This is a genomic window from Amycolatopsis sp. NPDC003676 (assembly GCF_053587275.1).
The window spans coordinates 1-12355 of record NZ_JBSFNS010000027.1 but is presented as its reverse complement, the minus strand read 5'-3'; the positions used below and the strand labels follow the sequence as shown (position 1 = coordinate 12355).

16 protein-coding genes are annotated in these 12355 nt (G+C 68.4%); 2 read left to right on the top strand and 14 right to left on the bottom strand.

What is annotated here, in order from left to right; genetic code table 11:
• Nucleotides 1–9: 9 nt before the first annotated feature.
• Genes ACWDNU_RS18235 through ACWDNU_RS18210 form a run of 6 tightly spaced genes read right to left on the bottom strand, consistent with a single transcriptional unit; the run spans nucleotide 10 to nucleotide 4879 of the window.
• Nucleotides 10–531: a hypothetical protein gene (locus tag ACWDNU_RS18235; protein WP_449669713.1), complete on the bottom strand. Its 522-nt coding sequence runs from the start codon at nucleotides 529–531 to the stop codon at nucleotides 10–12.
• Nucleotides 532–549: 18 nt separating this feature from the next.
• Nucleotides 550–1185: a nucleoside/nucleotide kinase family protein gene (locus tag ACWDNU_RS18230; RefSeq protein WP_009084950.1), complete on the bottom strand. Its 636-nt coding sequence runs from the start codon at nucleotides 1183–1185 to the stop codon at nucleotides 550–552.
• On the bottom strand, nucleotides 1182–2048 hold the full coding sequence (locus ACWDNU_RS18225) for a PfkB family carbohydrate kinase (RefSeq protein WP_449669765.1): 867 nt from the start codon (nucleotides 2046–2048) through the stop codon (nucleotides 1182–1184). Before ACWDNU_RS18225 ends, ACWDNU_RS18230 begins: the two co-directional genes overlap by 4 nt.
• Before the next feature lie 7 nt (nucleotides 2049–2055).
• Nucleotides 2056–2877, bottom strand: coding sequence for an ATP-binding cassette domain-containing protein (locus ACWDNU_RS18220; protein WP_344266589.1), 822 nt, complete (start codon nucleotides 2875–2877; stop codon nucleotides 2056–2058).
• On the bottom strand, nucleotides 2874–3863 hold the full coding sequence (locus ACWDNU_RS18215; RefSeq protein WP_449669712.1) for an ABC transporter permease: 990 nt from the start codon (nucleotides 3861–3863) through the stop codon (nucleotides 2874–2876). Before ACWDNU_RS18215 ends, ACWDNU_RS18220 begins: the two co-directional genes overlap by 4 nt.
• Nucleotides 3860–4879, bottom strand: coding sequence for a substrate-binding domain-containing protein (locus ACWDNU_RS18210; RefSeq protein ID WP_370933057.1), 1020 nt, complete (start codon nucleotides 4877–4879; stop codon nucleotides 3860–3862). The genes ACWDNU_RS18215 and ACWDNU_RS18210 overlap by 4 nt, the downstream gene beginning before the upstream one ends.
• A gap of 131 nt (nucleotides 4880–5010) precedes the next feature.
• On the opposite strand from ACWDNU_RS18210, the gene ACWDNU_RS18205 reads away from it, so the two are divergent.
• Nucleotides 5011–6030 carry a LacI family DNA-binding transcriptional regulator gene (locus ACWDNU_RS18205; protein ID WP_449669711.1) on the top strand — a complete coding sequence of 340 codons (1020 nt, stop codon included), beginning with the start codon at nucleotides 5011–5013 and terminating at the stop codon, nucleotides 6028–6030.
• A gap of 148 nt (nucleotides 6031–6178) precedes the next feature.
• The gene (locus tag ACWDNU_RS18200; protein ID WP_370933055.1) at nucleotides 6179–7045 is read left to right on the top strand and encodes a LacI family DNA-binding transcriptional regulator; all 867 of its coding nucleotides are present in this window, start codon (nucleotides 6179–6181) and stop codon (nucleotides 7043–7045) included.
• 3 nt (nucleotides 7046–7048) lie between these two features.
• On the opposite strand, the gene ACWDNU_RS18195 is transcribed toward ACWDNU_RS18200, so the two are convergent.
• The 8 genes from ACWDNU_RS18195 to ACWDNU_RS18160 all read right to left on the bottom strand — a co-directional run bounded on the left by ACWDNU_RS18195 (nucleotide 7049) and on the right by ACWDNU_RS18160 (nucleotide 12083).
• Nucleotides 7049–8029: a glycoside hydrolase family 76 protein gene (locus ACWDNU_RS18195; protein ID WP_449669764.1), complete on the bottom strand. Its 981-nt coding sequence runs from the start codon at nucleotides 8027–8029 to the stop codon at nucleotides 7049–7051.
• Between the two features lie 619 nt (nucleotides 8030–8648).
• Complete coding sequence (locus ACWDNU_RS18190; protein WP_449669710.1) at nucleotides 8649–9308, bottom strand: TrmH family RNA methyltransferase; 660 nt, start codon at nucleotides 9306–9308, stop codon at nucleotides 8649–8651.
• Between the two features lie 16 nt (nucleotides 9309–9324).
• A complete protein-coding gene (locus ACWDNU_RS18185; RefSeq protein WP_344266605.1) occupies nucleotides 9325–9723 on the bottom strand; it encodes a DUF2784 domain-containing protein in 399 nt (132 codons plus the stop codon).
• Nucleotides 9724–10008: 285 nt separating this feature from the next.
• Nucleotides 10009–10257, bottom strand: coding sequence for a hypothetical protein (locus ACWDNU_RS18180; protein ID WP_370933052.1), 249 nt, complete (start codon nucleotides 10255–10257; stop codon nucleotides 10009–10011).
• A gap of 65 nt (nucleotides 10258–10322) precedes the next feature.
• Nucleotides 10323–10625 carry a hypothetical protein gene (locus ACWDNU_RS18175; RefSeq protein WP_370933050.1) on the bottom strand — a complete coding sequence of 101 codons (303 nt, stop codon included), beginning with the start codon at nucleotides 10623–10625 and terminating at the stop codon, nucleotides 10323–10325.
• Nucleotides 10622–10984 (bottom strand): Asp23/Gls24 family envelope stress response protein, encoded by a 363-nt coding sequence (locus ACWDNU_RS18170; RefSeq protein ID WP_370933048.1) that lies wholly within the window; start codon nucleotides 10982–10984, stop codon nucleotides 10622–10624. Before ACWDNU_RS18170 ends, ACWDNU_RS18175 begins: the two co-directional genes overlap by 4 nt.
• On the bottom strand, nucleotides 10981–11538 hold the full coding sequence (locus ACWDNU_RS18165) for an Asp23/Gls24 family envelope stress response protein (protein ID WP_370933046.1): 558 nt from the start codon (nucleotides 11536–11538) through the stop codon (nucleotides 10981–10983). Before ACWDNU_RS18165 ends, ACWDNU_RS18170 begins: the two co-directional genes overlap by 4 nt.
• The gene (locus ACWDNU_RS18160; protein ID WP_370933045.1) at nucleotides 11529–12083 is read right to left on the bottom strand and encodes an RNA polymerase sigma factor; all 555 of its coding nucleotides are present in this window, start codon (nucleotides 12081–12083) and stop codon (nucleotides 11529–11531) included. Before ACWDNU_RS18160 ends, ACWDNU_RS18165 begins: the two co-directional genes overlap by 10 nt.
• Nucleotides 12084–12355: the final 272 nt, after the last annotated feature.

The following is a 12355-nucleotide window of genomic DNA, read 5'->3' as shown; positions in this document are numbered from 1 at the left end:
ACTCCCTCATCAGCTTGGCTTGAGCGGCTCGACGAACTGGGCGTCGAGCCACCGCATCTGCGCCATCCACATCCACCACGTCGCGTCGTCCGGACAGTGCTGCCCGTCGACCGCCTCGCCACGCAGCCACGCGCCGAGCAGCGCGGTGATCGCCGTGCACACGTCGAGCAGCGCGCGTCCCCACCACCATTGGTGCATCGGGGTGTGCAGTTCGAGGACCCCGCCGTGCTCCGGCAGCACCGACAACGCCCAGTCCAGCCGCGTCCGGACGTCGGCGAGCACCTCCGGCTCGAGCTGCGGTTCGGCACCGGTCTCGCGCATCCGCTCCACCAGCAGCGCCAGCCTGGGATCCGGCCCCAGCGCCGAAGCGGGCTCGGTCAGCCGCCGCTCGACCAGCGCCCGCAACCCGTTCAGGTGCGTGCGCACGAGCGGGACGTACGGCGGGTAGAGCACGGCGATCCGGGCGTCGCCTGCCCGGTCCCAGGTGACCGCGCCGGCGTAGGGATCCGTCGTCGCCGGATCGTCGAACATCACCTGCTCAGAGCCCGCTCAGAGGGCGAAATTCGTCAGCGGCAGGTTCTCGAGCACCAGGTCGGCGCGGTCGCGGGTGTTCGCGATCAGGTCCGCGTTGCGCTGGTCGGAGCCGAGCGCGCGCTGCCGGGCCTCGACCAGCGAACGGCCGTAGCGCCGATGCCGGGACACCAGCCGCTCGATCCGCTCCGGCTCGTCCGGGGCCAGGAACCAGGCTTCGGTGAGGTACTGCCGCACGCCGCTCCACGGGTCGTCCGGAAGCAGCAGGTAGTTGCCCTCGGTGATGACCAGCTGCACCTCGGGCGCGACCGGGACGGCACCGGCGATCGGCTCCTCTATCTCACGGCGGAACTCCGGCGCGTACACCGTCTCGCGGCCCTCGGCGAGCCGGCGGATCAGGTGCACGTAGCCGGCCGCATCGAAGGTGTCCGGCGCGCCCTTGCGGTCGGTGCGGCCGAGCCGCTGCAGTTCGACCTGGGCCAGGTGGAAACCGTCCATGCCGACGACCGCGGCGCGCGAGCCGAGCGCATTGGCGATCGCCCAGGCCAGCGTGGTCTTGCCGGAGGCGGGCGCGCCGATGATGCCGAGCACGTGCCGCTCCCGCGGTTTGGCCAGCTTTTCGGCCCGCGCCAGCAGATCCTCGAACGCCGTCATCGCACTCCCTCTTCTCTGCTCTTCGCCAGTTCTCCGACCGGCCCGGTCCACGAGCGCGGACCCACGTGCCGGACGCGTTCCGCGGCCACCGCGTTCGCGTATCCGATCCAATCGGGGACAGCGCTGTCCCGGTTCGCCACGGCGTACGCGAGCGCGCCGTGCCACACGTCTCCGGCCCCCAGGGTGTCCCGCGCTTCGACGAGCGGCACGGGGACCTGCCCAGAGTCTTCCGTAGTGCTCCAGGCGACCGGCTCCGGGCCCGCCGTCGTGATCGTCACTGACACTCCGCGTTCGGCCAAACTCGGTGCGGGAGCACGGAACCGCGCTGAACAGGCTGCCACGCGGACCAGTGGCAGCAACTGGTCCAGTACCGGTTTCCAGCTGCCCGCGTCGAGGACGACCGGCACTTCGCGGGCGCGGGCTTCCCGGGCGACAGCAAGCGCTAGCTCGGGGTGGTGCCCGTCGACGAGGACGGCTTTCACGCCGTCGAAAATCGGGGCGAGGTCAGGCAGTTCGAGCGGCTCGTCGGCGGCGGCGTTGCGGGAGACGACGGTGCGTTCGCCGTCGCCGTCCCGCACCACGACCGCGCTGACCGGCGGCGCCTGCGTGCGTTCTGGAGCGAGATCGACCAGGTCGACGCCGCAAGCTTCGAGGTCAGCCCGCGCGAGTGCGGCCAGCGGGTGCGCACCGAGAGCCGTCACGAGAGTCGCTTCGCCGCCGAGCGCCGCGACGGTCACCGCGGCGTTCGTCGCGGGCCCACCGGCCGCGACATCCACCTGCAGCGACTGCACTTTCTCGCTCGGCTCCGGGAATTCCGCGACCCGTTGCACGACATCGACGGTGCACAACCCCGCCAGCAGCACTCGCACGTCAGGTCAGCCCGGCGTGCGTGGTGGACGCGACCTCGACGACTTCGCCGTTGTCGTCGAGCTTCAGCGCACCGGTGAGCAGGCCGACGACCTGGTTCATGCTGTGCGACTTCGGCGTTACCACGGCGACGCGCTTGCCGAGCCGGTGCACGTGGATCCGATCGGCGATTTCGAAGACGTGCGGCATGTTGTGGCTGATCAGCACCACCGGCAGGCCGCGGTCGCGGATCCGGCCGATCAGCTCCAGCACCTTCGCGGATTCCGCGACGCCCAGCGCGGCCGTCGGCTCGTCCATGATCACCGCTTTGGTGCCGAACGCCGCCGCGCGCGCCACCGCGACGCCTTGCCGCTGGCCGCCGGAAAGCGTTTCCACCAGTTGGGTAATGGATTTGACCTTGATGCCGAGATCGTCGAGGATCCGCTGCGCCTCAGTGCGCATGGTCGCGCTGTCGAGCTTGCGCAACCCGATCCCGAACGGTCCCTTCAGCCGCTTTTCCCGGCCGAGGAACATGTTCGACGCGATGTCCAGCGCCGGCGCGACCGCCAGATCCTGGTACACCGTCTCGATTCCGTAGTGCCGGGCGTCCAACGGGGACTTGAAGTGGACCGTCTTGCCGTCCACTTTGATCTCTCCGGCGTCCGGCACCACCGCACCGGACAACGCCTTGATGAGACTGGACTTTCCGGCCCCGTTGTCGCCGACCACGGCGAGCACTTCGCCGGGATAGAGGTCGAAATCGGCGCCGTCGATGGCGGTAACCCGGCCGTAGCGCTTCACCAGGCCGCGCGCGGAAAGAGTCGGCTGCTGCTGCGTAGTAGTCATGACTGCTGCTGCCTCCGTGCGATCCGGTCCACGACCACCGCGGCGATCAGCAGCGCGCCGGTCGCCAGGTCCTGGTAGTTGCCGTCCACGCCCATCTGCGTCAGGCCCGAGCGCAGCACCGCGACGACCAGCGCACCGAACAGCGTGCCCAGCACCGAACCGCGGCCGCCGAACAGGCTCGTTCCGCCCAGCACCACGGCGGTGATGGAGTCGAGGTTACCGAGCTGGAACTGGTTCGGGTCGGCGTTCGGCGTGCGGCCGAGCGCCTGCCACGCGGCGATGCCGAAGCACAGACCGGCGACGAGGTAGACCGACAGGACGGTGCGGTTGACCTTGATCCCGGACAGCCGCGCGGACTCCGGCGCGTTGCCGACCGCGTAAACGTGCTTGCCCCACGCGGTTTTCGTGAGCGCGTACCAGACGGCGAGGAACATGAGCAGCGCGAGCGTCATGCCGTATGTGATCGGGATGCCGCCGAACAGGTACCGCTTCGTGCCGAGCCAGGTGAGCAGCCCGTCGGACACCGGAACCGCCTGGCCGCCCGCGATCAGCTTCGCCACCGCGGTCAGGCCGGTGAACGTACCGAGCGTGATGATGAAGGCGGGCAGCTTGATCCGCGTCGCCAGGGTGCCGATGAACAGGCCGACGACGACGGTCAGCACGACTCCGGCCAGCAGTGCGAAGAAAACGTTTGTGACCGCGGCGAGTTTCGCCATCACCAGCGTCGCCACGACCATCGACGACGCGTTGGAAAGGTCGATGCCCGCGATCAGGATGATCAGCGTCTGGCCGAGCGCGAGGGTGCCGACCACCAGCGACTGCTGGACCACTGTGGACAGATTGTCCAGGTCGAAAAAGGTGTCCGTGGCAAAGGAAAACACCACGACCGCCACGACCAGTGCCAACGCGGGACCGACCGCGGGGGCGCGCAGGAAGAACTCGCCGAGCGTTTCGCGCTCGCGGTTGTTGACCGTCGCGGTCGTCATTTCCCGCCTCCCCAGCAGTTCTGCAGGCCCCACGCGGTGTCCTTGCTCGGGACGCCCGGCATCGGGTGGTCGGTGATCGCGGTCGAGCCGGTGTTCACGAACCCGCTCGGCTTCTTCCCGGTCTTCGCGTAGTCGACCGCCGCCAGCACGCCCTGCTCGGCCATCTTCCGCGGGAACTGCATCACGGTGACGGCGAACTGGCCGTTCTTGACGTTCTGCACGCCCTCGCAACCGCCGTCGATCGAGCCGACGGTGAGCTGTCCGTTGAGCCCACGCGCTTTCAACGCCGCGTACGCGCCGCGGCCCATCGGCTCGTTCATCGTGTACACCGCGTTGATATCGGTAGTGCGCTGCAGGAGGTTCTCCATGCCCTGCTGGGCGAGGCTCTGGTCACCGTTGGCGGCGGTGTGGCCCTTGATCTCCGGCGCGCCGTCCTTGAGCCCGATGCCCTTGAGGAACCCGCCGTGCCGCTGGGTGTCGACCGAACTGCCCGCGGTGCCGTCGACCATCAGGAGTTTGGGATCGGTGCCCTTCAGCGCCGCCTTGACGTACGCGCCCTGCTGCTCGCCTGCCGCGAAGTTGTCGGTGGCGAAGGTGGCGTCGACCGCGTCCGGCGGTTCGGTGGCGGTGTCGAGGGCGATCACCAGGATGCCCGCGTCGCGAGCGTCCTTGATGGCCTTCAGCACGCCGGTCGACGAACTCGGGGTGATCAGGATGGTGTTGACGCCCTGCTGCATCAGGTTCTCGATCGCGCGCACCTGACCGTCGTTGTCGCCGTCGAACTGCCCGGCGAGCGCACTGAAGTCAGCGCCGTTGGCCTTCGCCGCGGCGGACGCGGCGTTGCGCAGTTCGACGAAGTACGGGTTGGTGTCGGTCTTCGTGACGAGGCCGACCTTGGCCTTGCCGCTCCCGCCGGTTTTGGAGCTGCCGCCCCAGTGGCGTTCGACGGTGCACCCTGCGGTGGAGACCGCGACAGCGGCCGCCAAGGCGAGTGCGGTGAGACTCCGGTGTCTCATGGGGATGCCCTCCGAATCGAGGTGCGAGCTTGCCGATGGACGGGAAGGTAGACAGACTCATGCCATGACGCAAGCGTTTGCGCAAACGCTTGCCAACGCTTCTGGTTGAGCTCTCTTGATGAAGGACAGACATGCCGCGACCCCGCTCCGCCCGCCCGACCCAGCGCGACATCGCCGAAATGGCGGGCGTGTCGATCACGACGGTGTCGCACGTCGTCAATGGCACGCGGGCGGTGGCCGAGGAGACGAAAGCCGCGGTGCTGCGGGCGATCGAGACCACCGGGTACACCGGCGACGCGATCGCTCGTTCGCTGGTCACCGGGGGTACGCGGTCGATCGGGATGGCGATCTCGCTGGTCGCGAACCCGTACTTCGCGGCGCTGATGCACGCGATCGAGCGAGAGGCGTCGGCAAACGGATACACCGTGCTGCTGGCGGACACGCACGACACCGCAGGCACCGAGCGGGACGTAGTGCGCGCCTTGCGGTCGCGGCGGGTCGACGGCCTGCTGATCACGCCCGCGCCCGGCGACGGATCGGTGCTCGGCGAGCTGGTGTCGCTGGACGTGCCGACCGTGCTGATGGACCGGCTCACCACCCGGACCGACATCGACCAGGTCGGCGCGGAGAACATCCAGGCGACCTCGGCGCTGACCGCACATCTGGCATCGCTGGGCCATCGCCGGATCGGCATGATCTCCGGCGCGCCCGGTCTCACGACCAGCGACGAACGCGTGCTCGGCTACCGGCTCGGCCTCGGCCGCTCGGGTTTGAGCTGGTCGGCTGATTTGGTGGCCTGCGGACAGTCCTCTCGCGACGGCGGCGGCCTGGCGCTGAGCACGCTGCTGGCGCTGCCGGATCCGCCTTCGGCCTTGGTAGTGGCCAACGACAGCATGATGGTCGGCGTGCTGCACGAGGCGCGGCGGCGGGGTTTGCGGATCGGCCAGGACCTGCCCGTGGTGGTGTACGACGACGTCGAATGGGCCGATCTCGTGGACCCGCCGCTGACGACCATGGCCCAGCCGATTGATGAGATCGGCCGCCGCGCGGTCCAGTTGTTATTGGCTCGGCTGGCGGATCCCGGCCGCCCAGCCGAGACTGTGCGGTTGCCGCCGACTTTGCGGCACCGGGCTTCCTGCGGGTGTGCGTAGCCGCCGGTCTTGACTGCCCGGTGTAACCAAGCACGTGCTTCGTTCACTCACCTCAGTGATTCTCGGGACCCGATCGTCTCGGACCCTCTCTTGTGCGGCCCGACAGTGGCTACTGTTGGGTAGGTATCTACGACGAGGGCCATGAGAAATGACCGTTCTGGCGCCGGAGGTCTCCCACTGGGACCTGCCGGTCACCCATCGGTTCGGGGTGGCATTGGGGAGGCACGCCAGCCCGTACCACGACCAGCTGCTGCGTGCCATCCGCGGCGCTGCCGCGCGGGCGGGTTGCGACCTGCTGCTCGCCGACACCAGCGACTGCCCGCGCGAGGAAGCCGAAGTGCTGCGCGCCCTGCGGGCGGACCGCGTCGACGGCGTGCTCTTGGTGCCCGCCCCCGGTGACGAGGACGTCGTGAACGGGCTCGTGCGGACGGGCGTGCCCACCGTGCTGGTGGACCGGATCGCCGGCCGCAACGACGTCGACCAGGTCGGGTCGGAGAACTTCCAGGCCATGTCCGCGCTGGTCGAGCACCTGGCTGCGCGACGGCACCGGCGGATCGCGCTGATCACCGGGACCGAGGGGACCACCGTCAGCGAAGAGCGCGCCCTCGGTTACCGCCTGGGCCTGGGCCGCGCGGGCCTGCGCTACCACCCGGAACTGGTCGCCTCCGGCCTATCCACCGCCGGCGGCGCGGCCCGAGCTGCTGCGAAGTTGTTGGACGGTTGGCCTTCACCTACTGCTCTGGTGGTCGCTGGCGAGGCCATGCTGATCGGCGTGCAGTGGGAAGCACACCGCCGCGGAATCCGGATCGGATCGGAGCTGGCGGTCGTCGGTTACGGCGACATGGACTGGGCGCGGACGGTTTCGCCTGGCGTGACGACGATGGCGCAACCGATCTCGGAGATCGGCCGCCGAGCGGTGCAGTTGCTGCTGGCGCGCTGCCGGGAGCCAGAGCGTCGACCGGAGTCGGTCCGTCTCGCGCCTCGGTTTTTGCACCGCGCTTCTTGCGGGTGCTGAGGTTTAGAGGGTCGCGGCCGCTTCCAGCAGCATCCAGCCTCCAATTTGGACAGACAAGTCCTTTTCTGCTTTCCCTGGCGGATTCTCTGCTGTCCTTGCCCACTCGGCACTGAACAGTGGTCCGGTTTTCTCTTGCGTCGCCCCGTTCCAGCACGATTCGGCCGACTTCTGGACTAGCCTCTTGGCCGTCTCCGCTTCCGGCTTGGGGAGTTCTTTCGACGCAAGTGCTAGATATCGGGCCAAAATCGCCGAGAAGAGCCCGCCGTCGCCGCCCTCCGAACCGGGGAGGATTCCGCCGGGCGCTCCGTGTTGTTCGACTGCCCGGATCGTGCGAGCCGCATCTTCCCACCGTTCCTGCTCGAGGCATGCGCCGAGGTAAACCCCTTGGCAGTACGAGAAAATATGCTTGACTACTTCGCCGGTGTCCGCCCTTATCCCGTCCCAAACCAGCCCGGTTTCCGGGTCGACCAAGGTGTCGGTGAGCCATTGCGTCATCGCACGGGCGCGTTCTTGATCACCCACACGAGCGTGAAAGATGGCAGCCGGACCGTTCGCCGGGGTATTCTTGAATGAGTCGCCCCGCCGCCACCAGATTCCCCCGCCAAGGTCTTCCGTCCAGCCTTCATGCAGCCGTTTGTCGATGGCCTCGATCGCTTGGTTCACGGTCGCTTCGTCCACTGTGGACAGTCGGAGTTGGCGCACTCGTTGCAACGCGAGCCCTAGCCAGGCTATGTCGTCGTAGTAGTCGTTGACCCAAGAGCCGAAGTTGCGCCGGTGCACCGTCGTGATGAACCGATCGATCAGCCGCGCCCGGTCGTCGGTGGGTTCACGCAGCTGCGCGTCGACGAGGCTGTCGAGGAGATGGGCCTGCCACCAGTAGTTCCAGTGCCAGTGAAACCGCTGACTCAAGGTGGGCGGCCAACCGCTGCGACCGAGAGCCGTGCCGGGCAGAGCCCACAGCCGACGGACGTGCCTGGCACACACAGCCCGCTCAGCCGCCGCGGCTCGTTCTGCGGGGCCGGTCGTGCATTCGGCAGGGTCGGTCGCGCCGGTGCCAGGATTGCGCGTGCCCTCGACAGGCTCCGTCGTGCGCTCGGCAGGACCGCCCTCGGCAGAGTCACTCGCGCTGGCAGCGGGGTCGCGCATGCCCTCGACACGGTCGGCCGCCGCGGCATCGGCAGGGTCGGTCGCGGCCTTGGCGGAGTCGGCAGCGCGCTCGGCAGGGTCGGTCGCGTGACCGCGTGCAGCAGAATCGGCGGGCTTAGCGGGCTCGGATGGATCGCCGGTCATAGACCGATTCTGCCTGCGCCGCGGAAAGCACGCCTCTCCACGACCTATGCCCACCCACGAACAACTCGGAAGATCCGCGTCTCCACCGCGCCGCTGCTGCCATCGGCCAACCATTGCCATGTCGATCACTCGAGAGCTCTGCTGGCAGAACGGAGCGCTCTGCGAGCGTGCGCTCGAGCTGCTTGACCCGGATTCAGGTCAATCGCGCGGCCAGAGCCAAGGCCGGGTGCTCGTGAGTGGCTATACCGGTTCTAACCGGCGCAGCCACTCACGAGACACCCCGACGGCGGCGAGGCGGCGGGGACGGCGAGGGTCACCAGGCTTTGGATAGGTCCGCGTGCTGCCGAACCCACGCGTGCATCACGATTCCCGCCGCAACCCCGGCGTTGATCGACCTTGTCGTGCCGAACTGGGCGATCGACACCACTTTCGCTGAGTCCGACTGGGCGGCTTCGGACAGGCCGGGGCCTTCCTGGCCGAACAGCAACAGGCACTTGCGCGGCAGCTCGGCAGTCTCCACCGGCTCGGCGCCGGGTGTGTTGTCGACGGCTACCACCGTCAAACCCTCGGCGGTGGCGAATTCCAGCAAGGCCGCGACGTCCTCGTGGTGGCGTAGGTGCTGGTAGCGATCCGTCACCATGGCGCCGCGGCGGTTCCAGCGGCGGCGGCCGACTATGTGGACCTCCGCGGCGGCGAAGGCGTTCGCGGTGCGGACCACGGTGCCGATGTTGTGGTCGTGCTGGAAGTTCTCGATCGCGACGTGGAACGGGTGCCGTCGGGTGTCCACATCGGACACGATTGCTTCGCGGCGCCAGTAGCGGTACGCGTCGACCACGTTGCGGCGGTCGCCGTTGGTCAGGAGTTCGGGGTCGTAGCGCGGGTCGTCTGGCCAGGTTCCTGGCCACGGACCTACGCCGACCTCCTCGCGGTTCACCCACTCGGTGGGGCCCGCTTCGGGGTGTTCCGTCGTCACGAAGGACGATTCTCGCTCAGCCGAGGCTGACGCCGTGCGCCGGACTGTCGTCGTGGCGGTGTCGCCAGCGCAGATACGCACCCAGATACGAGATGACCAGCACCGCCAGCGCCACTACGACCACCACCGGCAGCAGGGAGCGCGGGATGACCGTCCCGTACAGGTAGTAGGCGTTGAATCCGCCGGGCAGGTCGCCGAGACCCTGCTGATGCCGGAAGAAATCCTCCAGCGCGGTGAGCGGGCACGGAATCGGGGTGACATTGACGAGCACGCCCCATACCGCGAAGAAAATGTGCCCGAAAATGACTTTCGGCCATCGCCAGGCTAGGAATCCGCCGAAGCCGATGAAGAGCAGGGCAAGGATGTGCACCGCCACGGTTACGTCGGCGAGAACGTGCGCGACTGTCGTGTCCACCTTCGCCCCCTTCCAGTGCACCCACCAGCGACGTTACTCCGATTACCCGCACCAGGAGCGGGAATTAGGGGGACCTCGTGTGATGTTCGACCCACCGGAGCAACGTGTTCACCCGGCAGGTAACGGAGGGATCACTCCGGGTAGGAAACCCCCGCGGCACCCGCCACGAGAGGACCCAATGCGGTCTAAATGACTCCGTTCCGTACACGCGGGCGGAGTGCGAATCGGCGGAGAAAGCGGGCGGAAAAGCGATTGACAAACTCGGGAAGAAGGCGCTGACCGCAGTTAGCCCGCGCCGCCGACGCCCGGCCAGAGGGTGACCGCGTTGAGCTTGAGGTCATCGGGCAGCAGGGGATCGCGGTTCGAGCCCTCCATCGTCCAGACGACCTCAGAGTCGGGATAAAGAGTCACGTCGAAGGTCACGTCAACGAGCTGCACGAACTCGATCGAGAGCACGTCATCGACGCCGAGAACGACTTCGTCGCCATAGGGTTCGACGTTCCAGGTCCTGGGCTTGTCGTCCTTGTTGGTCACCTGGATCCGGATCAATGCGCCCCCCTGGCTCGAATGCCAGGGTACCGAAAACGGGCCGGGAGCGTTCAGCCAGTGAACGCCGCCCCGTCGATGTCCGTCACCACCAAGCGGATGCGCGCGTCCGCCCACTCCGTCCCCTCGAGCAGCTCGCGCACCCGCGTCTCGGCGGCCGACAGCAAAGGCGGCAGCGGCAATCGCAAAGCCACCAAGCGAACCTCCACTGACTCCGGGGTCAGATCCACCGAACCACCAGCGGGATCGGTCGGGAGCCAGCTGATTTCCGCGGCCGCGCTCATCGCGGGGCGGAGACCGTCGATGGCGGACAGGGCGTCGGCGAGTCTTCCGGCCAGCGAACGCGGATCGGTCACTGCCGCCCCACTTCGATGTCCAAAATGGACACTCGGACGGCGTCCACGGAACGACCGGTCTGCGCCAGGACTTCCCGGAACACCGCGAGCTGCACCGCGCGGCCCACGGCGGCGGCTTGGTCCGCGCCCGAGATGATCACGTCGACCTCGACGGTCAGGCGGTCCTCATGGACCCGCACCCGGACGCCGTCCGCGGGGGCCGGTTCCAGGCCCTTCCACCGTTGCCGGGCTTCGCGGGCCCAGGCGGTCGCCAAACCGCGCAGGCCGGGCTCCAGGCGCACGACTCCAGCGGTTTCGGCGGCCGCCCGGGCGGCCACGCTCGCGATCACCGGGGCGGCGATCACGTATTCGGCGGTCATTCCCCGTCCTCGTACACGTCTTCCACCAGCAGATCCAGGCTTACCAACGAAATACCCACTCGCGAGCTCGCGGCGGCGGACACCAGCTCTCGTACGCGGGCCAACGTGTCAGCGCCGCTGGTGTTCCCCAGGCGCGTCGTGAGGGTGAGTTCGACCTCGACCTGCGCCGCGCCAGAGGGATCGACGCCGACCTTTCGCACCCGTACGCGGCGGGCGCGGACGTTGCCGGCGGAGTCAGCGGCGTAGCGGAGCACGACCGCGACAGCTTGCTCGCTCACTTCGACCGAACCCGGTTCGGCGGCGGGCAGGTCGAGCATCTGGCCACGACGCACCTCGGCACGGACGGCCGACATGATCCGTCCTACCAGGTCAGGCGGGGTCGGGTCGGGTTCGTCGATCAGCTCCTGCGTCGCCGCGCGCAGGGCCAGCAGGCTTTCCCGCGCGGTACGGCAGTGGACACAGTCCGCCTGGTGCTCGTCGGCCTCGTCCAGGTTCTCCCAGAGCGTCTCCAGTTCCCGGCCGCACGGCAATTCGTAGTCCTGGTTCACCTCCACGGCTTCATCACCTCCGCCAGCTGCGCACGGGCCCGGGCGATCCGGCCCCGGACCGCGGTGGGGTTCGCGCCGACGATCTCGCTGATCTCGTCGTACGACCGGCCGTGCACCTCACGCAACAGCCAGCACGCGCGCTGCTGCGGCGTCAACGTCTGAAGCGCGTTGTCGAGCGCCGCGAGCTGGCCGCTGACCTGCGCGGCGTGCTCGGGCTGAGTGTCGCGTCGCGGCGATTCGGCCAGGTCGAGGTCGACATCGGCCTGCGGGCGGCGCGCCCGGATCACGTTGAGGCAGCGGTTGGTCGTTCCTCGGTACAGCCAGCCGACGAACGCCTTGTCGTCGTTCAGCTGCGCCAGCTTCCGCCACGCGCCGAGGAACGCTTCCTGCACTACGTCCTCGGCGTCGCCGCGGTGGTGCAGCATTTTCAGGGCGAGCCGGAACATCGGGCCCTGATAACGCTGCACGAGCTGTTCGTACGCGCGCACGTCGCCGTCTCGCGCACGGCCGACGAGCGTGGCGTCGTCGAGCGGGACACTGGTCGTGGTCACGGCACCCCCTTCCGTCAGGGGGACACCGCGTGGCGGGCATTCGTCACGCACGCATTGTGAGTGACTGTGCTCACTCCCGCTCGATTTGAGTCCTCAGTTGAGCCCGAGGTCGTCCTTGCTCAGCAGGTACCGGTACTCGAGCCCGGCCTTTTCGATGGCCTCGCGCGCGCCGGTGTCGCGGTCGACGACCGTCGCGACGCCGACCACGGTGGCCCCGCCTTCGCGCAGCGCCTCGACCGCGGTGAGCACGGGCGTGAGGGGCCTTCGGCCTG